Below are 24,342 nucleotides of genomic sequence, written 5' to 3' on the forward strand. Positions count from 1 at the left end.
TGGAGGCACTCATGAGCAGCACCCCGCAGCACGACGTCGACCACGCCCTTGCCTACCCCGAGCCCCCCGCTCACCCGCTGTGGCGCCGGCACGGTCCGAGGCCCCAGCCGCTCACTGCCGACCAGCAGCAACGCAACACCGAGCAACTGCTTCGAGCCCTGCACACCAACCGCACCCGCTCCCCTCACCCCACCAAGACCCCGGCGGAGGCCAGCTGATGAACCCCCAGACGCACCTCGCCATTGACGGCTACGTTGACGCAATCCCGGCCCCCGGCACCGGCTGGGGCACCGCAACGTTCGACCTGATCCACTCCCCCGCCGACGCGGACCAGATCCCGCCCGACACCGCCGACACAGTGTTCGCCTGCACCACCGCAGACCCGCGCATCGCCGACGCGCTGCTACGTGAAGTACAGCCCGGCGACCTGCTGCACGTCACCGGCATCCTCGTCCAACCCGACGACCCGACCGCCCCGACCCAGCTCACCGTCGACGCCCTCGAGGTCCTGGCCACCGCGCCACTCCCCGTCCTGCACGACATGGTGCTGGAGCGATACGGCCCGTACGTCGTCGTGTTCGACGCCGACCGCGACCACGTGCCGGTCTTCACCCAGCACGGCAAGTGGGTCGGTGAAGCGGCGAGCCCCGACGCTATCGGCGCCCTCATCGCGCGTTACAAGAACGGCGGTGCTTCCCGATGAGCGAGGAACTCCCCCGTTTCGTCTACCTGCGAGCCACCTGCTGCGACCAGTGGCTCGCGCTGTTCGACCTGCCCAGCCAAGCTGAACCCAAGCTCGCCGACCTCGCGCCCAGCCGCGGGTGGGAACAGCAGGACGACGGCACCTGGCTCTGTGACGAGCACACCGCAACCAAGTAGCGCGCACCACCACGGAGCGCTGCGCCCGACCTCCCCGGCCTGACACGGCGCTCTGCTGCTCCTGTCCATCACCAGCAACCGGAGGCACCCTCGTGCGCCCGACGACCCACCCGATCCGCCTGATCTCGTTCGGCTACCTGCACCTCCCCACCGGCCCCGACGGCTCGCCCATCCCGCCGTCTGCCGACCGGATCGAGGACGTCCGTGACCGGCTCCGCGACCCCGCGGCCGCCCGCGACATCCTCGACCTGGACGGCTTCCACCCCCACGTCCAGGACGTCGTCTTGAACACCCCCGGCGCCCGCGAACTGCTCGCCAACCTCGCCGACTATGCAACCCTGCCCGCCGGCCCCCGCCGCATCGCCATCGGCTGTGCCGGTGGCCGGCACCGAGCCAGCGGACTTACGGAACTCCTTGCCCGAGTACTCCGGGACCGCGGACGCGAGGTCGAAGTCGAGCACCTGCACGTCCATCTGCCGCGCGTCCTCAAGGCGCCCGCCGACCCCCACACCGCCAACCCTGAGCAGGAGACCGCCCGATGATCCGTCGCATGTTCCGCCGCTACGCCCCCGCCCCCGCTCCCGAGGACCAGGCCGTCGTCGATGCGATCCGAGCGCTGATCGCCGCCGTGCGCGACCCGGAGCTCTGGACGCCCGGCCGCGCCCAGGACATCGCCGTGAGGGTTGGCCCGTTTATCGAGCGCGCGCACACCCGGCCCGGCGACGACCATGGCACCGACATGATCGCCGTGGCTCTGGTCCACCCTGATACCCCGCACGCTGCGGCCTACCTTCACGGCCGCCAGTTCGGCTACACCGACCGAGGCTGGCTGCGTTGCAAGACAACCGCGATCCTCGGCGTCTGGCAGTCGGCCTACACGATGCTCACCCACGCCGCCGCGGGCTTGTCCCTCCCCGATGACGTCGGCATGACCCCCGCTCACTACGCCGTCCACGTCGAAGCTCGACGCAGCGACGGCACCGGCTACACACTGCTCCGCCTCGGGCCCTACACCCAGACCTGGCTCGCCTCCCACGACGCCGACCGCCTCAACACCGAGTTGGAGGGCCGAGCGGCCACCGTCATCCCCGGCTTCACCGTCACCGCGAAGGATGCACTGTTCGACGTCAGCGACCACGAGAGCTACGCCGATCCGCACGGCACCGACATAGCCGCGCTCCTGGCCGACGCCGTCACAGGGGTGAGCCCGTGACCACCACGGTCCTGTACGAGATCGAGACCAGCGAGGGCGACGACGGCACCATGCACCCCGTCGAACAGCTCTGGACCCCCAGCGAAGACGCGGTGGAGAACGGCTTCGTCGCTCACCGCGGCCTGCACGTCATCGGGCTCGATGAGCCCACCGGCGATCACCTCTACCCGGTCGCGTTCCTCGTGCTCGGTCACCAGAGGTCGGCCGACATCAGCGAGGCCGCCGCCGCGTACATGGCCCACGTCCACGGCTGGCGCAACCTGCACCTCTACCCAGGCGACGGCCCCTCGGTACTCATCCCCCACATCCCGCGCGCCGTGCTGACCTGGGGCGTGTTCTTACGACACCCACACCCTGACCACGGCTGCGGATGCGAGTGGGACGACACCTGGCGCATGGCCTGGGCACCCAGCACCGAACCCGGCGCCATCCCGATCACCGCCATGCGCCACCCGGCTGCTCCGGTGACCGCCGCCGGCATCCCCAACCCTGATGAAGGTGCGCCCGCGACCTGGGCGACCTGACAGCCGAAGGCCTGGCTTCCCGCAGAGGATCGCGGGAAGCCGGGCCTTCTTGCGTTGGCGGGCGTCTACCTGTCCGAGAAGTTCTCCGTCACGCGTGCCATGTGTGGGGGGGCCGCTGCCTCCGGTGCGTCGATCGACCAGAGCGGGCCTGCGAGGAACTGGGCCACGCGGTCGGTGACCTCACCGAGGCGCTGACCCTCACCGGGGCCGACCGGCGCGATCGGCTGGCGCAGGCGCGCACGCATCTGCGCTTCGCCATCGAGATCACCCGCTGAACTTCCGCGAGTTGAGCGCACTCTGTGCCGCCCCGCCCCGTCACCACCGGGACGGGGGCGGTCGCAGCGGCCCCTCAACTGGCCGCTGACTGACGTGCCGGAGTAGTGCTGTGAGTGGGCTCAGCGTCATGTCGAACCACGGGGTGATTACGGCGTAATCACCACTCGCTCCACTGACTTTGCCGTTGAGGCGCGCTGCATGGCTCGGCCGCTGTGGTCGCGCGACGATGTCTCGCCTGTCGTGTGACCCTCTCATGTCGAGATGCGGGGCACGCCCAGGCCGTCGGCCGACCTGGCAAGGGGCGATTACGGCGTAATCACCCGTCTCTGACAAATATTTATGGAGACACTAACGTCCCGATGCTGGAATTGAGCTGACGCGTTAGTAAGGTTCTTTGTATGACGAGCAGTCCGCAAAGCGACCGCGAGAAGGTCGTATCCAAACTCCCCGCCGCCCTCTGGCAGGACCTCAAGGTCCGCACCGCACAGCGCGGCATCGCCCTCCAAGACGCTGTCGCCGAAGGCATCACCGCATGGCGCGGCCTCGGCTCCAACCTCTCCCCCATCGACACAGCCGGCGCAGAGACCTTCTCCACCTGGCTGCCAGAAGGCCTCTGGGAAGCCTTCCGCACCGATGTATCCGCCCGCGGAGTCTCGGGCATTCAGGGCCTGGCGCAGTCCGTGCAACTGTGGCTCGACACCAACCCGGCCCCCGCCGTTGAGCGCCCCACCATCCCCAAGCGAAAGATCATTTGCAACCAGAAGGGCGGCGTCGGCAAGACCGCCATGGCAGCCGGCATGGCACAGGCATACGCCGAGGACCCCAACACTCTCTTCCCCATCCGTGCCTCGAAGCAGATGACCGAGACCGGAAAGGAACCAGACCTCGAGCAACTGCCCGGGCACGGCCAGCGCGTGCTCCTGGTTGACTTCGATCCTCAGGGCCACCTCACCAAGCAACTCGGCCACGAACCACTCGATATGAAGGGCGACACGCTCTCCAAGCACATGGCCGCCGACAAGGACCGCGGAAACATCCGCGACCTCATCGTCAGCGTCAGCGGCGACCAGTTCGGCGGACGCCTGGACCTCCTGCCCGCAAGTCAGGACGCCTTCCTTCTGGACGTAAAGCTCTCCAGCGTCCGCGTCCGCGAAGCCGCACTGGAACGCGCCCTCTCACCCGTCGAAGGCGACTACGACGTCATCATCGTCGACTGCCCGCCAAGCCTCGGCCTGAGCATGGACGCCGCCGTCTACTACGGCCGCCGCCGAGACGGCGAACAACCCGGCCAGTCCGGCGTCGGCATCGTCGTCCAAGCCGAAGACAGCAGCGCCGACGCCTACGGCCTCCTCGTCTCCCAAATCGAGGACATGCGCGCCGACATGAACATCGAACTCGACTACCTCGGGCTCATCGTCAACCTCTACGATGCACGCCGCGGCTACATCGCCACCAGTTCCCTCGAGGAATGGAAAGCCATAAAGGATCCCCGCGTCGTAGCCGTCATTCCCGATCGACGGGAACAGCGCGAAGCCGTCCGCACCAAGACACCACTACTCGCCTACGCCTCCAACAGTGAGCAGGCGGTCAACATCCGCGCGCTGGCCCGGGAGATCGCATGAGCAGCAAGGCCGCAAAGCTCGGCGCTTCCGCTTCCTTCAGCCACGCCGCCCCCGCCGTCAGCGCCCGCCGCGCCGCGATCGCCGCAGCCACCGAGGCACCGACGAGCACACCGGCGCCCAAGAGCTCAAAGCTGTCTTTGAAGCTGATCAGCGAGAACCCCGACAACCCGCGTGAGCACGTCGGCGACGTTTCCGATCTTGCGCAGTCGATGCTCGAGGTCGGCCTCGTCAACGCCATCAGCCTCGTCACCGTCGACGCCTACCTCGCCGAGCGCCCCGATCGCGCCAGCGATCTCAAGGACGGCGCACGCTACGTCGTCGTCGACGGCCACCGCCGTTTCGCTGCTGCCCACGAGGCGGGGCTGCAGGAGATCAAATATACCGTCGACGACGCGTTCGCCACCTCGGACGAAAAGCTGCTGGAGGCAGCCTTCGTCGCCAATGTGCACGGCGAGAACATGACCGAGCTCGAAGAAGCCAACGCGCTCAAGAAGCTCGTCAAATTCTACGGATCGCAACGTAAGGCCGCCCAACGACTAGGAATTAGTCAAGGGCTCATCTCCCAGCGCCTCTCGCTCCTGCGCCTCGACCCAGCTCTCCAAGCTGAACTTGAGGCCGGTGAACGGACGGTCGAACACGTGCGGGGGCTCGGCAAGTTGCCGCCGCAACAGCAGCGAGCCGAGGCAGACAAGCGCGCCGCCGAGGCAACGAAGAAGGCTGAGCAGCGCAAGCGCGCAGGTAGCGACTCCGCAGCAGAGCAGCCGCACGCGAGTGATTACGGCGTAATCACTCAGCAGCCTGAGGGCTCGGCAGCCGCAGATGGAACCACCGCAATCAGCGTGCAGAGCACACCTGATCAGGGTCTTGGCAAGGAAACCCCAAGCAGCGACCGTGGGACGCAGCGGCCTGCAGCGTCGGCCGCTCCGCTTCCTGAAGCCCGAAGCGAAGGGCAAGAGCCGGCCGCTACCTCTCTGGACCTGCCATGGCAGGACGTCGATGCGATGGTCGCCCTCATCTGCCAGTACATGAACCCCGATCACATCCAGCAGCTGACCAAGAAGCTCGGGGCAGTTCACGCAAACTGAGACCACATGCCTCTTCAGGCCCCGCACTCCCGACGCTGGGGAAGCGGGGCCTGTTCCATGTGAATGCGCAAAGCCCCTCGGCAGCGGGCCGGAGTGATTACGGCGTAATCACCCGACGACGTCTTCAGCCCTGGGGGAGAGGCAGTGTGAGCGCGCCCTGCTAGGGATGTTGTTGACCGGGGCGCTCGCAGTCAGGCCCCAGGAGACACCCCACACACATCGACCCTCCTCGTCGCCGTTAGACCCCGTGTACCAAAACAGGCGTTTCTTCTCCTTCTGTCTGGGCTGGTGCATCCGCGGACATCAGGGGGACTACAAGGTGTTCACATTCGTCTGAGGACGGTGCCTGTACCCGGCGCCCATGCTTCCAGGCTCTGTGTCGAACACGTAGGTGCGTTCTTTCTGCGTGTCGCGGACCCTGTACAGCTCCCGCAAGCGATGCGCGTTCTGTGTTGGTGAGGACGTGAACGAGGCGCGGACACCTGCCCCGACAAGCACGATGTCAGGGGCCGGCAAGGATGTTGTGGGTGCCGATGCGGCGCCAGATGATGTGCTGCTTGCCGCGGACTATCTCCGGTCCGTAGGACCAGGTGGCCCGGCCGTCGCCGTCCCAGGTGAGTTCGTAGACACCGGGCGCGCTCTGGACGCCCTTAACGCGGAGGCCGGCGCGGAAGCGTCCGGCGCGCAGGTCGTGCACAAAGCCGGTGACGGTGCGGCGGAAGCGGCGGCGCTGTTCGGGAGTGAGGTGGTCCAGGTCGGCGGTGAAACGCGGCAGAGCCTCGTACGTCGGCACGATGGTGTCCTCCAGGAAGCACGAAGCCCCCGGCCGGGCGGCCGGGGGCGATGGGTGTCGGTGACGTGGTGCGGTCAGCTGTTGTGGTTAGCCGGGGGAGTGGCGGGTTGGTGCGTGCTGCTTCACCGTGGAGTCGGCTGCAGTGCGATTTCGGGGCTGGTGAGGCTCATGTGGTCGCGGCGCAGCATTCGCACGCTTGGTCAGGTCTCGTAGAGGGTGCGCATCGCCTCGGACCATTGCTGGGGCCGGACGGCCTTGAAGTCGGCGCAGCGGTATCCGCTTCCACATGTGGGCCGGGTGGTCCAGCTGAGCGGACGGGCGGCTGTGGCAGTTCCCGATCCGGGGGTGGCCTACGGCACAGCGGACAGGTGGTTCCGATTGGGCTTTGTTGGTCATGGGTGGGAGAGCGCGTAGGGCGGTGGCTTACCATCGCGTGCTGGCCAAGCGGCGCGCCCGGCGGGCGCCGCGGTACGGGGCTGGCTGAAGCGTCTGCGCGGCTGCTGATCAGTCATGACGTTGGGCCGGTCGGTCATGGCCGACCCGTCCTCCTGGGATGGCTGACCCGGATTACCCAACCGGCCATCGGTCACGGCACAGGCGCGCCTGCCCAACCGCGGGGAGCTGCGGGTATTCGCTGCGGGGTAAGCATGTGGGTAATCGGGCGGCGTCCCCGGGAACGAGCGGAACGCGGTCAGGGGGAGCAGTGAACGGACGTTGGCCCGCAGACGGCGCGGCCAGCCTGGGGTCAGCTCAACTACTCGTGATCAGAGCTGCGCCCAGAGTGCCGACGATCAAAAGCGGCCCGAAGGCCAGCGTGCTCTTGCGGTGTCCGCGCCGGGTGATCAGGAGCGCAACCGCCACTGTGGCGCCGAGGAGATAGGTCAAGACGAGCGCGAGGACTGCGGCCTGCCAGCTGCGCCAGCCGAGCATCGCACCGAGAGAGATCGCCAGCTTCGCGTCGCCCAGTCCCATCCCGCACAGCGCGAGCACCGTGAACAACCCTCCAGCCGCGGCCGCGACGGCCACGGCGCGCAGAAGGCTCCCGGCCTCGTGGTGAGCGGATGCCGAGGCGAGCAACGCCAGCGTGCCGACGGCGGCGGCCAGCGTCAAAACGTTCGGCAGTCGCTGCACCGCACTGTCGATCAGCAAAAGGGCGGCCCCGAGGAGCGCGATCCAGTACTGGGCGGCGGCGTACCAACCGGCGGCGCCACCGGCCGCGACCACAGCGAACGCGGCAGCGGTGGTGAGCTCCGGCAGCCAGGGCGCACACAGCCGCGCACGGCAGTTGGGGCAGTGGCCGCCGGGCGGAAGCAGCCGCAGGGCGTGCGGGCCCCACGCCGGCACCGGCCGCGGTGAGCAGGCCGGGCAGGTGACGCCGGCGGGCTGCCCGGCTGGGACGGCGAGAGCGACAACAACCGGGCGCAGTCCAGCTCCGGCCACAAGGCCCACAAGCGCGGCAAGCAGCTGGCTGAGCATGCGGCGTCCTCTCATACTGCGCCACCGGTGCGAGGCGCCCGGGTCGGTCAGGCGGACTTGCTGAGCTGGGCCAGGATTTCGGCGGTGGACTCCTCCATGTCGACGCCCAATTCCATGTTCAGCGTGTCGAGTTTCTCCGCGGCCCGCTCCAGCGCTTCGTAGTCGCCGAGGGCGGCGTAGGTGCGGAACAGGATGCGGTACAGGTTCTCCATCTCGGGTGCCGCGTCCAGCCCCTTGGTGGCCGCCCATAGCGCGCCGCGCGGATCGCCCTGGGCCAGGCAGTGCTCGGCCAGGTCCGCGGCGGCGTCCACGATCGCGGAAATCATGTCCTGGGCCTGATGCTCGGCCCAGGCGTAGCGCCGGCTGTTGACACCGGAGAACGGCCGACCCCGCACGAGTTCGAGCGCGGCGCGCAGCTGGACTGCGGCCTGAGCGCCGGGGCTCTTGACGGCTGCGGCGGTCAGGCGCTGGAAGTGGTGCCAGTCGGAGTCGACCGTCGGGGCCAGGGCGTAGCGGGCGTCGCTGGTGGTGGCGATGGGCGGGAAGAAGGGGTTGCCGTCTTCATCGATGCCCAGCCAGGTCCGCAGGCGGCTCACGGTGGCGTTGCGATACTTGCGGGCAGTCTCCCGGCCGGGCCACATCGCTTCGTCCACCGCATGGTGATCCAAGTTCGGGTGCAGCACCAGCCAGGCGGCCAGCTCGATGCAGGTCCGCTGGCGCTTGGACTCGATGCTGCCCCGGGCACCCACGATGTCCACGGGCCCCAGCATCCGCACCATGGGCCCGTCGCCCGCGGTGTCCTCCACCACGACCTCCGGCTCCGGCGACGGCTCCGGCGTCTCCTTCATCAGCGCGACATGTGCGTATACGGCCGGGCCGCGGTCCTCCGCCGCAGCCGAGGAAGAGCCGGACGGCGTGGACTCGTCCATCCCGCCAGCGGGGAGAGGAAGGCTTTCATCACCCTGGTCCCCGGTGTCGCCCACAGCGGCATCCGCCTCATCATCTGCTTCGGCCGGCGGTTCGTCTTCGTAGAGTGCGAACTGGGCCATCAGGCCCGGCACCTGGGCAGGGGAGCTGGCCGCCGCCGGGGGAGCGGCGGGCACGACCTCAGACTCCTCCGTCGCTGCCGTGTACTGCGGCAGATCCGGGACGGCCTTCGGAGTGGTGACTACGGGCTGGGCGGCGGGGACATCGTCCGCGCGGGTCGTCGCCAGCACCTCCAGTGCGTAGGCGTAGTCCTCATCGCTGAGCGCCTGCACGGTGCACGAGACCTCCACCTCGGTTCCCGGCAGCCGCAGCGTGACGGGCCCAGCCGCCGCATCGGCATCCACCACCTGGGCCCCGGACGGGACGGCAGCACCACTGCCGGTGGTCACCAGCGCGGTCGCCGACCGCGGAGAGTCGGCAACGACCTGCCGCAGCTCCTCAAACTCCCTGCCCGCACCGTCATCTCCATCACTGAACAAGAGGTGCGGGCACCACGCAGCGGCGGTCTCCTCCCCGGTCCGCGCGCGACGCAGACCAGGTACACCCAGAACGGCCAGGGCGCGCTGCTGCTCGGTGTGATGCGCCCGGAGAGCGCCCAGCGCGCTGGCGATGTCCGCATGCTCGATGACCCGCTCGGGCAGTTCCTCCCGCAGGCCGGGCGCCGACTGGCCGATGGCGGAGACGGTGAGGTGGTCGGCGAATTCGCTGGCCGCCAGCTCCAGCGCCAGGGTACGCAGCACCCTGTGCCGGTCGGCCCCTGTCAGGTGAAGGTGACCGGCGTTCTCCAGATCGAGCAGGATCAGGTGGCCCTGCTCGTCCCACCCGAGGGAAGCCAGCGTCGGGTAAGGAGATTCGACGTCGTCGGTCTGCTCCTGGGGCAGCAGTTCGCCCCCTCGCGTGGGGCAGGTCCACCGCTCAAGGGCCTCGGGGGCGGCGCTGAAGGGCGGTACGGGAGCTGCCGGTTCGGCCAGGTGCAGCACGATCTCGCGCGGACCGATCACCGCCGCCGACAGCGGCGGCAGTTCCCGGTCGGCAGCGGTGAGATGGACCGCTGCGGTGCGCAGGGCACCGTCGAGCATGGTCGTGTCCAGGGCCGCCTCAGCGGTACGCAGGTCTTGCTCGGTGGCCGCTGCGCCGTCCTTGGGAAGGGCGATCCGCCGACCGCGGTGCCGGCGGCGCTGTTGGAGGATACGGCGGGTGGCCACGGTCGACAGCAGAGCGGCGGCCAGGACACCACCGCCAATCGCGGCGATCTGGCTGGGGCTGACCTGGTTGGAGGCAACGGCGCGGGCGGGCCGGTACGGGGCAGGCGTGGCTTCGGCAGGAGAGTGCGGTGCCGACGGCTCAGCGGGATCGCGGTCGTCTCCAGCCGGTTCTCGCGATGGTGCCACGGTGTGCCCCTGCTGCCCTCCGTGCTTGCCGTCAGAGGCGTTTGGCACTGGGGGAGTCGGCTTGGCCTCGCTGCCTTCGCCGTGCTCCTGGCGCTCATGAGGGGGCGTGCCCTTGCTTCCGCCCTCCTTCTCGGGCGTGTGCTGCTCGTGCCTCGGGGCTGCATCCTGGTCGTGCTTGCTGCCTTTGCTCGGCGGGGCCGGGGTGACCTGCTGCCGGGGCAGGTCGAGACGCTGGCCGGGGTAGATCAGGTCGGGGTCGTGGATGGTGGTCTTGTTCTCGGCGTAGATGTCGTGCCACCGGTTGGCGTTGCCGTATTTCTCGTGCGCGATGCCGGAGAGCGAATCGCCCGTAGCCACCGTGTACGTCTCGTGTTGGCCGCTGCCGGTGCGGTCCCCCGGCGCCTGCTGCTTTCCGGCGCCGGCATCGACGGTCCGAGTCGCGGCGTCCTGCGGGGAGGGGCCGGTGCGCGCGTCGGCGGGGAGGCGGACGATGGTGCCGGCCGGCAGGGTTGCAGTGTCAGGCAGGTGAGGGTTCAGCGCGCGAAGCTCACCGTGTCGGCGGCCATCGCCCAGGTAGTGCTCGGCCAGGTCCCACACCGTCTCACCCGTCGCCCCCACCGTATGGGTGGGCCCCTCGTGCTGCGGCGCGGCCTGCTGCTGCACAACCGCGCCCTGCCGGGCGGTGGGGATGTGGGTGGCGGTCGCGGCCGGAGCTGCTGTCGCGGTGGCGGGTGCGGCCAGCGCGGTGGCGGGCGGCAGGAACAGCAGGCCGCCCAGCAGGACCGCGGCCAGGCGCTGCGGTGCGGCCAGTCCCCGGATCCGCGCCGCCGGCCGCCGGCGGAGCAGGGCGGCGGCCTCCACCAGGAGGGAGAGGACGAACCAGGCCCACAGGGCCCAGCAGATGAGGGTGATGGCGGTGAACAGCACCTGTCCGCCGTCGTCGGGCGCCAGGAGCCCTTGCCGGATGCCGTCCACGGTCGGGACGCCGACCGGGAGGGTGCCCACCTGCAGTAGGACCAGCGGAATGCCTGCGACGAGGGCGATCAGGGCGAGGAGGCTGCCGGTGAAGCGGGCGGCGGTCAGCGGCCACGGCCGGCGCGGCGACGGGCGGTGGGGCATCGGTTAGTCTCCGACCTGGTGGACGAGCTGGGCGGTGCCGTGTCCGGTGACGGGCAGGGTGGGGCGCCCGACACTGGCCAACAGGAGGCAGTGATAGGTGTCGTGGACGGTCACGGCAAGACGGCGTCCCCCGTCCTCGACGGTGACGGTTCCCTCGACGCCGGCCTGGTGCAGGAAGCTGCGGGCGGCGGAGGTGGCGGCGTCCGGGTCGACGACGACGGTGCCGCCGGGGATCGCCTTGCCGGCATCGATCTGCTGCCCGCCGGCCCGTGCCGCGGCGTTGGCGACGTCATCGGCGTGCGCGGAGGCTTTCAGCTCGCCTCCGCCGTCGACGACGAGGGCCAGCAGGGCGAGGAAGACGCCGGCGGCCACGACCCAGAACAACGTCGACGACCCCCGCTCACCGTCCCCACCGCAGCCGGCGAGGCGGCGGCGCAGCGTACGGCAGAGCCGCGTGGGGACGAGGTGCCGCATGGTGCCTACTTCCTGTCGGCGTACTGGTCGACGACGCTGATGGCTGAAGCGGTAAGCGTCTTGGATCCAGGCAGGCCGGGTACGGTCAGCTGCGAGAGCGGGATGGTGCAGGTGACGGTGGCGGTCACGCTCGCGGCCTGGCCGGGCGGGGCGGAAAACGCGCTGGTGTCGATGCGGATGGACCGGCTGGTGCAGTTGCGATCGTCCTGCCGCAGCGCGGCCTCGGCAGCGGTACGGCCGCGGACCTGCGCGATATCGGCGTCGGCAGCCTGGGAGGCGGCGCGGGCTGCGGAACTGGCAGCGCCTTCCACGGAGTTGTCGAAGATGCCAGCCAGGCCGTAGGCAGCCAGCAGCCCCAGGAACGGGATCAGCACCGCCACACAGATGACGGTCTCCAGCGTGTAGGAGCCGCGGTCCTGCCGCCACCAACCCACCACCCACTTCGGTCTACGGGTCATCGGCCCACGCTCCAGCGTTCAACTGGGACTTCGGCGCTCTTGGTCACCTGCGGCCGCCACCCCGGCACCAGCGACAGGCTGCTTCCGGTGACCGTGACCCGCACCCGGTCTGCCGTGGTGCCACTGGTGGAGACCCCGGCGTCCTGCAGGACGTGGACGTGGGAGAGCCAGGCGCGGGCGCGGGCAGTGCCGTCGGCGGGGGTGGCCTGGTAGGCGGCGCCGGCCGTGGCGGCTTTCCTGGCCGCGGTCACTGCAGCTTCCTGAGCCAGGTACCACATGCCCAACTGCATGCCGGTGCACAGCACGAGCATGACGATCGGCGCGAGGATGGTGAACTCCAGCGTCCCCATCCCCGCGTCGTCCTTCACCTTCGCGGCTATGCGCCGCCACTGTCCTTGAGCCGGATTGGGCATCTCAGAAGGAGCTCTTGAAGCTGTTCAGCAGGCTGTCGAACTTCCCCTTGAACACCAGCGCGAAGGCCGTCGCGGCGGCGATCAGCACCGCGCCGATGATGAGCTTCTCCAACGTCTCCAGACCGGCGTCGCGCCGGTCCAGGAGCTGGAGGAAGCGGGCCTGAAGACGGGCAACAACCCGCCGAGGCAATCTACGAAGAGTGGACTTCACGGTTTCCCCTTTCACATGACGGTCGCCGCCCAGGCGACCGCGGTGGTTGGTCAGTTGGCCAAGACGGTCTGGAACAGCGGGTAGCCGAGGGTGGCGATCAGCACGACGAACAGCAACGTGCCGGGCACCACGGACTTCTCGGTGCCGGCGTTGGCCTCGCTTTGCAGATCGGTCTGCAGCCGCTTCCGCAGCGTCCTGGCCTGGTTCTCCAGCGCGGCGACAATGCTGGCGCCCTCATCGCCGGCGTGCGCGAACGTGTCGGCGGGTCCGGCGAGTTCTGGCACGTCCAGCTGCTCGGCCAGCGCCTTGAGCGCATCCCACGGCGGCGTACCCGAGAGCCGAGCGCGCTCCAGCGCGGCCCGGATCCGCACGTAGACCCGCCCGTCCCCGACCGCGGCGGTCTCGTAGAGGGCCTTCTCCGGTCCGGCGTGGGCACCGCGCTGGAGCCGGGCCCGCTCCAGCAGGGAGGCGACGGCGTACCGGTACTCCAGCCGCAGCTTGGTCGCCTTGGCACGCACATTGGTGTCCGCCGACACCCACATCAGCGCCGCGGAGCCGGCGGAGACGAACAGGGGGAGGACGAAGGGGAGGTGGATGTCGGCCAAGGCGCACAGGGCCAGAGCCATCTGCGGCATCGCGAACCCGCCGATCGCGCCCACCACCTTGTCGCCGACGTGTTTGGCGGGGGAGATGCCCAGCAGATCCAGGTCCCGGCGTGGCACGGCCAGCCGTGTCCCGGCCGAGGCCAGGACACGGGCACCGACCCGCTCGGTCAGATCCGCACTCTTCGACAGCCCGGCCCGCGAGGAGGGCGGGGGAGTGGGGGTGGTGGTCTCCAGCCGGTCCAGGACGCTGCCGAGGTCCGGCCGGGCCGGCAGCAGCTCCCGCACCACCAGAAACAGGCCGATCCCGATCAACGCGCCGTAGACGGCACTGGCCATCGACATCACGCACCATCTCCTACGGTCGGGCGGAGGAGACGTGGGGCGGGCTTGACGGCGCTGAGCCGCCGCAGCCACGCCAACGCCCCCACGAATGCCGTGCCCATCGCCAGGAGCCACAGCTGCCCACCGAAGGTCGACCAGATCGGCCCGAAGTTGCTGCCCATCCCGACGGCCATGGCCAGCACGACGATCGCCACCCATCGGGTCTGGGTGCGGACCTTGTTCCGCTCGGCGTCCATCGTGCGCAGCGCGGCCGCCTCCTCCGCTGTCAGATCTGACAGGGTCCGCAGGGTCTCGACCATGCCGGTTCCGCGATCCTTGATGTGGGTGAGGAAGACCAGCACCACGTTGTCGACGGCGCCGTCCGCGAGCTCATCGGCGAAGGCCCGGTAGGCGGCCTCCTTGTCGACGCCCATCCGCAGGCGCGCCTCTAGCACTCGCACCGGCTCGGCGATCGGTGTCGGCACTTGCCGCATGGCGCCGCTGATCGCGGCCTCCAGGGTGTGGCCGACCACGTGGGCGCCGGCCAGGTGCTGCAACCAGGCCGACAGCGCCTCCAGACGCACGATCCGGCGGCTGGAGGTGCCGGCCGGGTGCCAGATCCACGGCACCCCGGCCACCACCGCCGCGGCGAGCAGGCCCTGCACCGGCCGGGCCGTGACGATCCACATCACCACCGCCGCGCCGCCGGCCACAACCACGATCCACCGGTAGGCCGCAGCCCACGGGTCGGGCAACCCTTCACAGATCCGCTCCCACAGACCCGCCCACCGCGGCGGTACTGCCGCACGCTCGGCCGGCACCGGGCGGAAGGCCCGCACCACCATCCACATACCGGCGACCATGAGCAGCCCACACAGCGCGCCGAGCAGCCCCAGCTGTCCCAGACTCACCTCTTGATCAACTCCATCGGCTTGGGCCAGCGGCCGTACTGCGGCTCGGTCAGCCAAGCCCGCTCGAACCCGACATCGGCCAGTTCCTGCGCAACCTCCCCGGACGGTGGCAACTTCGGCACCCCCCGCGAATCCCCGTCACCGGCCGGGGCGAACACCTCGCTGAACGCGGGCTTCCCGCCCTCGCCGGGGGAGACCTGGAGGATGTGGGAGACGTAGCGGTGGCGACGGCCCCCGATCGGGGTCTGATCGGTCTGCCGGATGAACACCACGAAATTGATCGCATTGCTCACGAGTTGGTGGACACTGTCGACGTCCATCCCGGCCGGCTGGCACAGCTGCACCAACCTGGGCAGCACCAGCCGCGGATACGCCGCGTGCAGCGTGCACATCGACCCGCGCCCGCCGGAGCTCATCGCATCGAGCATCGGTACGACTTCGCGGGAGCGGACTTCGCCGACCACGACGCGGTTGGCGTTCATGCGCAGCGTGTGCGGATACATGTCGGCGATGGTGATGCGGCCGATCTCCCGGCCGTCCCTACCGATCTCGCCGTTGGAGGCCCGCTCCTCCATCGCCATCACGTGCGCAGCGATGTCCGGATCCTCGTCCAAGAACAGCTCGCGGTCGGTCTCCAGCGTGATCACCCGCTCGCCCGGTGGGACCTGCCGCACCAGCGCCCGCAGCAAGGTCGTCTTGCCCACGCCCATGTCACCGGCGACCAGGATCGTCTGCCGGGCCAGCACGAGTCCCTGAAGGAAGGCGGACAGGGCGGGGCTGAGCGTGCCCCACTGCACCAAGTCCTCCAACGACGCCTTCATCACCCGGTGGCGGCGGATCACCATCGTCGGGTGCGTGGTCAACAGCGTGGCGGCGACGCGGGAGCGGTCCGGCAGCCGGAAGTTGACCATCGGGCTGGCCGGGTTGAGGACCCGGTCGCCGTGTCCGCTGCGGGCGGCGAGGCGGTTGATGAGGGCGGTCAGGCCGTCGTTGTCATCGGCCACCGGGTCCACGCGCCTTGTTGGCCGATCGAAGTACTCGACCTCGACCCGCGGCCCGTCGACGACGACGTTCTCCACGCCCTCGTCGTCCAGGTACTGCTGGAGGGGGCCGGCGCGGAAGAGGGCGTTGATGATGGCCTGCCGCACCGTCTCCAACTGCGAAGCACCGAGCGGCGCGTGCTGGCGGGCGTGTTCGACGGCCCAGGCCGAGACCCGCTTGGCCACCAGCGAGCGCGCCAGCTCCAGCCGGTCCTCATCCGACAGCGGCCGGCTGGTCTCCTCCTCCCGGGCCACCAGGTCCTGGGAGACCGCCACCTGAAGGGCCCGGATCACCGAGCGGGACACCGGTAGCGCACCCGGCATCTGCGCCAAACCTTGCGCCTCCGGCATCGCGGCCGCAGGCGCAGCGGGCGGCGTCGCTGGTGGGGGAGTGGCTTGCGTTGCTTGACGCTGCTGGGCAAGGGCACCGCGGAGCATGCCGGACAGCGGCGTGCCGTTCGTCGCCCCGCCGCCCGGGTAGGAAGTGCCGTTGGGGTGGTCAGCCACTGATCTTCGCTTCCTGCTGTGGGGCCAGCAGTCGCTGCACTACCCCGGCAACCACCGGCGACGTCACTGCAGGTGCCGGCAACTGCATCCGCAACCGCCGCGTATTGGCATCGACTTGCGCGTGGTGAGCGGCCTGCCGGGCCCGCTTGAGCAACCTCAGGGAGGCGGGCTTGATCTGCCGCGTCGTGCCGTGGGTCAGGATCCGTGCCGTCTTCTCGTCCCACGGCAGTGTGCCGATTACCGGGAGCTGCAGCCGCCGGGTGATCTCGTGATCGGGCACGTCCCCCTCCTGCACCAGCAGCAGCCGCAGCGCATCCGCCCCCGACCCTCGTTGCTCCAGTTCCTGCCGAAGCACCCGGGCCACCGGCAGGCACTGTGCAATCGAGGTGAGGGTGTTCCGGACGACCAGGACCACCAGGTCGGCGCAGTGCAGCAACGGCCGCGGACACAGCGAGGGGTGCACTCCGCCGGGCTCGACCACCAGCCGGCCGGCATCAATGACGACGTCGTACCCGGCGTGCTGATCCATCGCCTGCAACAGCACCCCCAGCGGCTCCCACGTCTGCTCCATGGCCGCGGCCTGCATGGGATCGGTCAGCCCCGGCAGCCACAACCGCGCACCCGCAGCGTCCAGGCGGCGCAGATGCGCTTCGAAGGCTTCGGCCAGGGCGCCTTCGCGGTCGGCCAGGGCCAGATGCCACAGCCCCACCTCACCGCCCCACTCACCCATCCGATACCCGGTCCGGATACTGCCGCCGGAGGCATCGCACTCCGCCAGCAACGAGGGCCGTGCACCGGACAGTGCCAGAGCCAGCGACGACACAGTCACCCCAGCGGCATGCGCGGACGTCAACGCGATCACAGACATGCCAGGTCAGCCCTTCGACGCCAGCACGATTGCCACCCGGCCCGTCGCCGCCCGCGCCGCCAGCACCGAACCGTCAGTGCTGGCCACGGCGACCTGCACCACCACGGCCCCCGACGCGTTCGGCGCGCCAACCTTCACGACCTTCGCCTGGACCTCCTCCGGCGGCGCCGTGTTCTTGGTGACCGCCTCGTCCTTGCCGGGCGTCGTTACGATCTTGACCTTGTCGCCGGACGCCAGTGCGTCGACCGGTGCCGCCCCACGCTGCACCTCGACTGCCACGAGCTCCTGTCCAGCAGCAAGGCCGGAGCCGCCATGCAATTGGCCGTCGGTGAGCAGTTCACCGGCGTGCAGGGCCGCGGTGGCCCGCCGACCGACCACGCTCGCCTTCTGGTTTGCCGGCACCGGCTTCAACGCCGGATCGGCCGGGAGCGCCGCCGTGGTCAGGTCTTCGGCAGTGATCTCCTGGCCGACCGGCACGTCCCGGGCGATGGCCAGAACGTTCACCCGGTCCCCGGCACTGCGGACCAACATGCTTGTGCCCAGCACGCCCACCAGCGTGGTCAGCACACCGAGCACGATGAGGGAGCGTTTGCGGCGCCTGGGGACCGGGCTGGTACCGATCGGGGTCTCGGGCCGCATCGGCGGGGCCGGAGGGGATGGAATCTGGGGTGGGCTGCTGGGGCTGTTCTTCATCGATCGCGCCGTCCTTCCGTGGTGCAGGCCGGGCCCGGGCCTGTCAGTTGAGGACCTTGAGCTGGCCGATGGTGATCTGGGTCCGGGACTGGCGGGTCTGGGTGAGCTGTCCGGACTGGCCGCCGCCGGTCCAGTCGACGTGCCACGTGGAAGTCGCCGTGACCGTGTACTTCTGGCCCGGCTCATCCTTGGACGATTGCCGGTAGAGGTAGCCGCAATCCGGCGACTTGGCCTTGCCATAGGAGGGCTCGTAGGGGGTGCCAGCTGTGGTGCACGTGACCGTGTGGCCATCCCCCATGTCCCACACGATCTGCGCCACCTTTGCCGTCGCGGTCACCGTCACCGGTCCCGCTGTGGCGGAGGCGGTGTTCGGCCCGTACGTCTCGGGTGACTTCGCAGTCCACATCCATACCGGCAAGCCAACCAACCCGGTTCCGCCTGGCTTGGGCACGATGCCGATTTCTGGGCCGCGCAGCGCCATCTTGTCGACGGCCTGCTGGGCTAGCGTGGCGGGGTCGACGGTGGGGCCTTTGGGGGGATCGGCGGCCCACACCATCCGGATCACGTGGTAGGCGCTATTGGCGTCGAAGGTGCAGGTTTGTTCGTACACTGCGCCGTCGCCAGGCTGGTGGCCTTCCCAGTCCAGGCTTCCGGCTGGTGGTTGGGGGTCGGCGCGTTTGTAGGTGCAGGTCCAGTGGCTTTTTGCGCCTCCCCCTCCTCCGTTGTCGTTGTCTTCGCCGCTGTGGCTGGCTCCGCCGTTGCTCCCTTTGCTACTGGATCCTGGGGCGTTGGCCTCGACTTGGCAGGTGAACAGTCCGCATTCGGCTCCGCCTGTGCCGGAAGGATCGTCGGCGCGGGCCGCGGTGGGAAGGGCGAGTGCAGCCAGAGTGAGGGCTGTGGCAATTGTGGTGCCCCGGCGGGTCAGCATGACTTGTTCTGCGGTTCGTCGCGGATGACGCGCCACCCGTCGGGCCAGCGTTCGACCGTGGTGACGATGACGTACTTGGTGAGCCGGTTGGAGGGCAGGGTGACCGGCTTCTTGGTGGTGGCGTCGACGACCTGCCACCGGGAGATGTCCAGGCAACTGGAGAGGGTGGCGTTGGGGACTTTGCCCTTCATATCAAGCTTGGTCACGGTGGGACTGCCGACGCTGACTTGCCCGATGTGGATTCGGTTGCGGTCGTGGGCGCGCTTAGCGTCCGACTCGGCGTTCTCCAACGCCGCTGATGCGGCGTACCCCTTGAGGTTCGCGCTCTTGCCGCTGCGGTCGGCGTAGAGCTTCTCCATCTCCTTCCAGTAGGACTGGTAGGTGGCGATGGCGTCCCTCTTGGCAGTCTCCGTGGGGTCCGTTGGCGTCGGCTTGTCGCTCGCGGGCTTCGAGGCCGAGGGCTTTGAGGGGGCATCGTTGGAGGTGCCGCTGCACGCGGTGAGGGAGAGGGCTGCCGCTCCGGCCAGAAACAGACCGATTGGCATGTTTTTGAGGTGCTGCGGCGCGAGGCGTGAAGTGAGTCGTCCGTGCATCGTGCTTCCTCCCCAGGTGCTGCTGACCAGGTACTTGACGCGCTTCGCTACGTTTAGCGATCAGAGATCACTCATCGCTAAGGCGGAATTGCGCCATCCGTGTGGCCGGTCTACGCACCTTACCGGGCATTTTCAAGACCGGCCACGCTGTTTTGTTCATGTCTGGTAACGACTCGGCATATGCCTGCTGCCGTTGTGTGTGACAAGACCCTCGGACTTCACGATGACCGGTTGCTGACCTTCCCTTCGAAGGTCACCAGCGTCGTACTCAGATCCCTGACCTCTACCGTCACCGTCCCCGGCCTCGTTCCGCCCGGAAGTGCGAAACGGAAGTGGTGGGTGGCTGCCCTTTGCGGTGCGATGAAGGCCGTTTCATCGGCGGTGGGGACAAGCGCCCCAACGAGGTCGGCTTCCTTGAGCTGGTCACCGTAGTAGACGCGTACGGCCGTCTTCATCGGGGTGTAGGGAGGCCCGGAGCCGTCAGTCGCGTCATTGAACATGGTCAGGTCCGCCCCATAGACGGGGCGGCCGTCGTCACCGGTTCCTTCGGCTCGTACGTTGCCGACCGACAGTTGCTGGTCAGACGTCCACTCGCCGAAGGCCAGTGTCTTCTTCGCCTCCGGGGCGGCCGGGCCGGGGTGGAGGACGACGTCCTTGCGGGCAGGGGCTCCAGGGAACGGGCCTTCGAAGAAGGCCACATCGCCGGTCGCGCCGAACATCGTCCTGGGGCGTGTGGTGATGGTGACCGGATCGCCGGCCGCATCAGCCGGCACTGCGACTCCCATCGTCACGGTGTACGCGCCTCCGGGCTTGACCCGCGGGGGATCACTGCTGATGGAGTCGGGCATCCCCGGGATACCGGTGTCGGTGAAGGTGACGGCCGACCGGCCCATCGAGCCGTACCGCACGGTGGGGGTGAGATCCAGCAGCTGCTGAATCTCACCGGTCTGGTTGGTCAGCGTCCAGGTCAACTTCGCCGCGCGCCACCCGCGGGGTAAGCCCTTGGCGCTGCTGGTCGGCGTCACCGGCGTCAGCGTCGACGGGGACAGGGTCCAGGTCTTGGCCTCCGTGGTCACGCTCTCGCCGAGTTTGTGCATGCCCTCGGGCAGTTCACGCTTCGGTGTGTGGGAGGCTTCTGGCTTGCTCTCGACGGCATGATGCTGCTTCGCCGGCGGGTCACCGGCGCATCCGGTCATCAGCCCCGCCACCGTCAGACCGAGAACGATCCATCCGGCCTTCCTCACTGCTGCCCCCTTGCCGTCGACCACCACGGCACCGCGCCCTGTTGGGGCGCCGATTGTGCCAGTTCAGGTGCGCGAAGATCAGGCGTACTGGAGACCGGGCCGGAAACCGACGGGCAGTCGTCCTGGTCAGGCCCACGGCCTGCACCGGCGTCGTCGGTCAGGAGGTCGTCGATGGTCCCGTGGCCGCCGGTTTGGTGGTGCCAGCCGGCCATGACCTGCCGCACGATCGAGCGGGCCAGCAGACGGTATTCGTCCGGGCAGCTCTCCCGTTCGGAGAGCCATTCCAGGTGTCGGGTGTGGGTGTGCAGGGCGATCATCTCGCTGACCAACGGGCCCATGGGATAGGAGATGGCGACGACATCAGCGCAGGTCTTCTCGTTGTGCCGGCTGGAGAAGGCGGTGATGTCGATGACGGCTATGGCCGGTACGGCCGGCGTACGGCGGCGCATACGGCGAAGGAAGCTGAACATGTCGTCTCCTAGACACAAGCCGCTGCCGCGGCAGCGGCAGACGGACGCAACAGGACATCGGTCGGGTTGGGGTCACCGAGGACGGGCGTGACGATCGGTGCGAACGGCCCCTGGCGGCGGAGCTGTTCGAGGGTGGTGATGCCGGCGTGCAGGTCTACGGCGGACTGCAGGCGGCCATCGGCGGCCGCCAGCGCCCGCAGGTCATCCGCTCGCTTCGCCAGCTGGCCCGCCGATGCTCCGTCCAGGACGAGCAGGACCCGGGGGAACGACGGATACCGGGCGCGCCACGCCTCCCGCCGGTACCCGGATGCCTTCGGTCGACCGCGGCCCAGGACCGGCTGTGGGATGTAGCGGGCGTAGCGCGCGTAGGCAGCGAGTTTGGCGGCCAGGCGGGCGATGCTCATGGTGGCGCGGTCGATCTCGCAGAAGAACGTCAGCAGCATCCGCTGCTGCTGCCCGCCGTGGCCGGTGGGGGTGGTGTGGATGTAGCGGAGCACCGCGTCGGGCACCAGGAACGCCTCGTCGCCCAGGCGGCTGTCGCCGTCGCGGACACGGTGGGCGACCTCGGGGTCCCAGTCCAGTGGGCCGCACTCGTCCCCAAGTTGCCGGGCGTGCTGCACGAACGCCAGCCCCACCTCGTTGACGGCCAGGGTGTGCTCCTGCAGCTGGCTGGCAGCCGCGTCCTCCGTCATGCGGTAGGCCCGCGGCGCGATCTCCCCGCCGCTCTCGACGACCTCGCAGCCCAGCGCGGTGGTGTACCAAAGGAGTTCGCCGGCGCGGCTGGTGCGGCGGATGGACGCGTCGACCAGGCCCCGGCCATGAAGCACCTCCAACTGCCGGCGCACGTAGCGGGTGGAAGCGGCGGCCGGGCGCAAAAGCTGCGTGAGCTGGCCGGCGGTCAGCAGCCGGTGACGGTAGAGGACGGGCAGGATCTCCTGCCCGAGCCGGGACAGGCCCCGGTCTGTGAGGTCTAGGAAGTGCGGGCGGGGCATCGGAAGTCCTTACGTTGTGGAGCAGGTCAGACCGGGCGGAGCGTGCGAACCACGTCGCCGGATCCGTGGCCGGATGGGCGCGGCGGTCGCGCTCGACCGGTGGTGAGGTGGGCGAGGATCGCGTCGTCCAGGCCGCGCTGGGTCGCGAGGATTTCCCCGACCGTGAGACGGCGCAGGTTCTTGTCGATCGCCGCATCCAGGGCCGGCAGCCCCGCCTCGTTGCGGTAGTCGGCGTAGACCTCATCAACCGAGACACCCCGGACCCTGAAAGGCGTGGTGCGCTTGCCGCGGAGCATCACGGACTGGATGTACTCGTACTTGTCCAGGCCCAGCACCGTCTCAGGGGCGATGCCGGGAAGACGCTTGGTGACGAAGCCGGCCTCGTCGAAGTCCGCGGCCGTCGCGGACAACAGCGATTGGTTTTGCATGAGGGCGGCCCGGGTCTCGTTGGACAGCCGCATCGCCATCTGCGTCATCCCCATGAAGCGGATCTCATATTTCCGCAGCTGTTCCAGGATCTTGGCGATGTAGCCATGGGAGGCACCGTCGACCGCGGTCAGCTCGTCCGCCCAGGCCCACAACGTCGCCAGCTCCTCGACCGGAGTGTCGGCGCGCGACATTCCCTCCCGGAACAGATCGAACAGAAGCAGCGCGGTAATCAGGTCGTCGCTCTCCCCGGTGCCCGAGGGGCAGACGAAGACGACCTGCCGTTCGTCCATCGCCCGCCGCACGTCGTACGCGGAGCGCGGCGAGCCGAGAAACGCCCGCAGCGAAAGGGAGTTGTCGAACCGGTAGAGGGCATTGGTGACCGGGTTGAGTGCGGAGGACTCCAGGTTTGGGAAGGAGCGCCGCCAGTAGGTGGCCTCGGCCGGATCCAGGACCGCCAGGACCGCTTCGCGCCAGTCCTCGTCCTCCAGCAGGGTGCGGATCTGGAACACCGTCGGCTGCAGCTCCAGATGCCCGGAGCTCACCAGGTGGTGCGAGAGGAGGGCCAGGGTGCGTACCGCGTTGGACAGGATCGTCCGTGCCCTCGTTGCGGCCTCGCCCCAGGAGTGGGCGGAGGCGATCGCCCCGACCACGGAGCCGACGACGTCCTGGACTTCCTCGACGGTCCGGCCCTCCATGGACAGCAGGTTCCAGCACGCCATCCGGTCGTCCATGGCCGGCCGGGCCAGGTTGATCTCCCACACCCGGTCGGCGACCGCGGGGTGGGCGAGGTAGGGGCGGGCTCGCTGCCACGCCGTCCGGTGCGGGTCGAGGAACCAGGCCCCGTCACCGGCATAGGCGCGGGCCAGGCACTCCACGAGCGCCTTCTCCGTCTTCCCGAACCCCGACTTTCCGTAGGAGGCACCGAAGAGCACATCTGCTGCGTAGGCACCCCCCAGCCGCTCGGTGCCGTCGGGGCCCGTCACTCGGCCCAGCGGCAGGACATCGCGCTGCCCCGTCCACGTCGGCAGCGCGGCCGGCGCCGGCGGGACGACACCACCGCAGCGGGCCACATTCGGGGCGTCGCAGCGGGCGGTGGGCGGCTTGAGCAGCCCGGCGATCTCCTGCCACGTCACCCACTGCCGACGGGCGGGCGCGAAATCCCCCCGCTCCAGCCGCCGGTCGAAACGACTCCGCAGCCACCACACATTCGAATACCGACGCCACGGGCCCCACTTCGGGCCGACCGGCACCAAGCGGTTCTCACCGCTGAACGCCTCCATCGCCGCCAGCATCTGATGCAGGCGAGCCTGCGCCTGCTGCGGATGCCGGGCCACACACCGCACCAGCACCTGGACAGCGAACACCTCCGCACCGGGAGTGAACTTCCCCACCCCCTCGGACAGGTCACTCTGCCGCGGCACCCGCGCCGTCCGCCTGACCCCTCCACCCGCGGAGACGCCCAGGCCATCACGCAGGATCTCCATCGCTCCGCCCGCGCGGCCGCCCTCGCCGACCTGCTCGCCGTACGCGGACGGCCCGCGCCGGGTGGCGCGGCGCATCAGGGCACGGCGCCGCCGTGCCACCCTCCGGCCGGGCACCGGGACCAGGTCGACGACCAGCTCGGCCTCCTCTCCGGCCTCGGTGCGCACGTGGGCGAACACGGCCGCCACGTGCTCCAGAGGGTCGGGGTCCAGTCCGGCCTTTCCCAAAGGGCGGTGATCCGGCCCGGCGAGCACCAGCTCGGCCCGCGCCACGTAGCGCGGCCCCTCCACGCTGCTGTCCTCGGTGGCAGGTTTGGTCAGGTTGACGGTGCCCACCAC

The 24,342-nt window shown here is 69.4% G+C and carries 27 protein-coding genes; 9 read left to right on the plus strand and 18 right to left on the minus strand.

Annotated elements, in window-relative coordinates; all coding sequences use genetic code 11:
• Window positions 1–11 precede the first annotated feature (11 nt).
• The 9 genes from ACRAS8_RS36590 to ACRAS8_RS36630 all read left to right on the plus strand — a co-directional run bounded on the left by ACRAS8_RS36590 (window position 12) and on the right by ACRAS8_RS36630 (window position 5,599).
• Window positions 12–218, plus strand: coding sequence for a hypothetical protein (locus tag ACRAS8_RS36590; RefSeq protein ID WP_438490740.1), 207 nt, complete (start codon window positions 12–14; stop codon window positions 216–218).
• Complete coding sequence (locus ACRAS8_RS36595) at window positions 218–703, plus strand: hypothetical protein (RefSeq protein WP_438490741.1); 486 nt, start codon at window positions 218–220, stop codon at window positions 701–703. Before ACRAS8_RS36590 ends, ACRAS8_RS36595 begins: the two co-directional genes overlap by 1 nt.
• Complete coding sequence (locus ACRAS8_RS36600; RefSeq protein WP_438490742.1) at window positions 700–879, plus strand: hypothetical protein; 180 nt, start codon at window positions 700–702, stop codon at window positions 877–879. Before ACRAS8_RS36595 ends, ACRAS8_RS36600 begins: the two co-directional genes overlap by 4 nt.
• Before the next feature lie 92 nt (window positions 880–971).
• Entirely contained in the window at window positions 972–1,421 is a 450-nt protein-coding gene (locus tag ACRAS8_RS36605) for a RapZ C-terminal domain-containing protein (protein WP_438490743.1), read from the plus strand.
• Complete coding sequence (locus ACRAS8_RS36610; protein ID WP_438490744.1) at window positions 1,418–2,092, plus strand: hypothetical protein; 675 nt, start codon at window positions 1,418–1,420, stop codon at window positions 2,090–2,092. Before ACRAS8_RS36605 ends, ACRAS8_RS36610 begins: the two co-directional genes overlap by 4 nt.
• Entirely contained in the window at window positions 2,089–2,616 is a 528-nt protein-coding gene (locus ACRAS8_RS36615) for a hypothetical protein (RefSeq protein WP_438490745.1), read from the plus strand. The genes ACRAS8_RS36610 and ACRAS8_RS36615 overlap by 4 nt, the downstream gene beginning before the upstream one ends.
• A 101-nt stretch (window positions 2,617–2,717) precedes the next feature.
• A complete protein-coding gene (locus ACRAS8_RS36620; protein WP_438490746.1) occupies window positions 2,718–2,891 on the plus strand; it encodes a hypothetical protein in 174 nt (57 codons plus the stop codon).
• 399 nt (window positions 2,892–3,290) lie between these two features.
• Window positions 3,291–4,514, plus strand: coding sequence for a ParA family protein (locus tag ACRAS8_RS36625; protein ID WP_438490747.1), 1,224 nt, complete (start codon window positions 3,291–3,293; stop codon window positions 4,512–4,514).
• Window positions 4,511–5,599 carry a ParB/RepB/Spo0J family partition protein gene (locus ACRAS8_RS36630; RefSeq protein WP_438490748.1) on the plus strand — a complete coding sequence of 363 codons (1,089 nt, stop codon included), beginning with the start codon at window positions 4,511–4,513 and terminating at the stop codon, window positions 5,597–5,599. Before ACRAS8_RS36625 ends, ACRAS8_RS36630 begins: the two co-directional genes overlap by 4 nt.
• Window positions 5,600–6,101: 502 nt before the next feature.
• Here the strand turns inward: ACRAS8_RS36630 and ACRAS8_RS36635 are convergent.
• From ACRAS8_RS36635 to ACRAS8_RS36720, 18 genes are all read right to left on the minus strand, one after another.
• Window positions 6,102–6,392, minus strand: a complete 291-nt coding sequence (locus tag ACRAS8_RS36635) for a hypothetical protein (protein WP_438490749.1) — start codon at window positions 6,390–6,392, stop codon at window positions 6,102–6,104.
• A gap of 750 nt (window positions 6,393–7,142) precedes the next feature.
• A complete protein-coding gene (locus tag ACRAS8_RS36640; RefSeq protein WP_438490750.1) occupies window positions 7,143–7,868 on the minus strand; it encodes a prepilin peptidase in 726 nt (241 codons plus the stop codon).
• A 47-nt stretch (window positions 7,869–7,915) separates the two neighbouring features.
• Window positions 7,916–11,365 (minus strand): LysM peptidoglycan-binding domain-containing protein, encoded by a 3,450-nt coding sequence (locus ACRAS8_RS36645; protein ID WP_438490751.1) that lies wholly within the window; start codon window positions 11,363–11,365, stop codon window positions 7,916–7,918.
• 3 nt (window positions 11,366–11,368) lie between these two features.
• Window positions 11,369–11,839, minus strand: coding sequence for a hypothetical protein (locus tag ACRAS8_RS36650; protein WP_438490752.1), 471 nt, complete (start codon window positions 11,837–11,839; stop codon window positions 11,369–11,371).
• A gap of 5 nt (window positions 11,840–11,844) precedes the next feature.
• Entirely contained in the window at window positions 11,845–12,297 is a 453-nt protein-coding gene (locus tag ACRAS8_RS36655; protein WP_438490753.1) for a hypothetical protein, read from the minus strand.
• Window positions 12,294–12,710 (minus strand): TadE family protein, encoded by a 417-nt coding sequence (locus tag ACRAS8_RS36660; protein WP_438490754.1) that lies wholly within the window; start codon window positions 12,708–12,710, stop codon window positions 12,294–12,296. The genes ACRAS8_RS36655 and ACRAS8_RS36660 overlap by 4 nt, the downstream gene beginning before the upstream one ends.
• A 1-nt stretch (window position 12,711) precedes the next feature.
• A complete protein-coding gene (locus ACRAS8_RS36665; protein WP_438490755.1) occupies window positions 12,712–12,921 on the minus strand; it encodes a hypothetical protein in 210 nt (69 codons plus the stop codon).
• Between the two features lie 50 nt (window positions 12,922–12,971).
• On the minus strand, window positions 12,972–13,868 hold the full coding sequence (locus ACRAS8_RS36670) for a hypothetical protein (RefSeq protein WP_438490756.1): 897 nt from the start codon (window positions 13,866–13,868) through the stop codon (window positions 12,972–12,974).
• The gene (locus ACRAS8_RS36675; RefSeq protein WP_438490757.1) at window positions 13,868–14,758 is read right to left on the minus strand and encodes a type II secretion system F family protein; all 891 of its coding nucleotides are present in this window, start codon (window positions 14,756–14,758) and stop codon (window positions 13,868–13,870) included. The genes ACRAS8_RS36670 and ACRAS8_RS36675 overlap by 1 nt, the downstream gene beginning before the upstream one ends.
• Window positions 14,755–16,122 carry a CpaF family protein gene (locus ACRAS8_RS36680; protein ID WP_438490758.1) on the minus strand — a complete coding sequence of 456 codons (1,368 nt, stop codon included), beginning with the start codon at window positions 16,120–16,122 and terminating at the stop codon, window positions 14,755–14,757. The genes ACRAS8_RS36675 and ACRAS8_RS36680 overlap by 4 nt, the downstream gene beginning before the upstream one ends.
• A gap of 175 nt (window positions 16,123–16,297) precedes the next feature.
• Window positions 16,298–17,173: a hypothetical protein gene (locus tag ACRAS8_RS36685; protein WP_438490759.1), complete on the minus strand. Its 876-nt coding sequence runs from the start codon at window positions 17,171–17,173 to the stop codon at window positions 16,298–16,300.
• A 6-nt stretch (window positions 17,174–17,179) separates the two neighbouring features.
• Window positions 17,180–17,740, minus strand: a complete 561-nt coding sequence (locus ACRAS8_RS36690) for an SAF domain-containing protein (RefSeq protein WP_438490760.1) — start codon at window positions 17,738–17,740, stop codon at window positions 17,180–17,182.
• Between the two features lie 169 nt (window positions 17,741–17,909).
• Entirely contained in the window at window positions 17,910–18,794 is an 885-nt protein-coding gene (locus tag ACRAS8_RS36695) for an ATP/GTP-binding protein (RefSeq protein ID WP_438490761.1), read from the minus strand.
• Window positions 18,788–19,339, minus strand: a complete 552-nt coding sequence (locus ACRAS8_RS36700) for a hypothetical protein (protein ID WP_438490762.1) — start codon at window positions 19,337–19,339, stop codon at window positions 18,788–18,790. The genes ACRAS8_RS36695 and ACRAS8_RS36700 overlap by 7 nt, the downstream gene beginning before the upstream one ends.
• A gap of 266 nt (window positions 19,340–19,605) precedes the next feature.
• Window positions 19,606–20,658: a hypothetical protein gene (locus ACRAS8_RS36705; RefSeq protein ID WP_438490763.1), complete on the minus strand. Its 1,053-nt coding sequence runs from the start codon at window positions 20,656–20,658 to the stop codon at window positions 19,606–19,608.
• Entirely contained in the window at window positions 20,628–21,101 is a 474-nt protein-coding gene (locus tag ACRAS8_RS36710) for a hypothetical protein (RefSeq protein ID WP_438490764.1), read from the minus strand. Before ACRAS8_RS36710 ends, ACRAS8_RS36705 begins: the two co-directional genes overlap by 31 nt.
• Window positions 21,102–21,109: 8 nt before the next feature.
• On the minus strand, window positions 21,110–22,093 hold the full coding sequence (locus tag ACRAS8_RS36715) for a replication-relaxation family protein (RefSeq protein WP_438490765.1): 984 nt from the start codon (window positions 22,091–22,093) through the stop codon (window positions 21,110–21,112).
• 26 nt (window positions 22,094–22,119) lie between these two features.
• Entirely contained in the window at window positions 22,120–24,342 is a 2,223-nt protein-coding gene (locus tag ACRAS8_RS36720) for an ATP/GTP-binding protein (protein ID WP_438490766.1), read from the minus strand.

The sequence above is a fragment of the Streptomyces sp. S186 genome (assembly GCF_051603415.1).
In the GTDB taxonomy this organism is placed as follows: domain Bacteria; phylum Actinomycetota; class Actinomycetes; order Streptomycetales; family Streptomycetaceae; genus Streptomyces.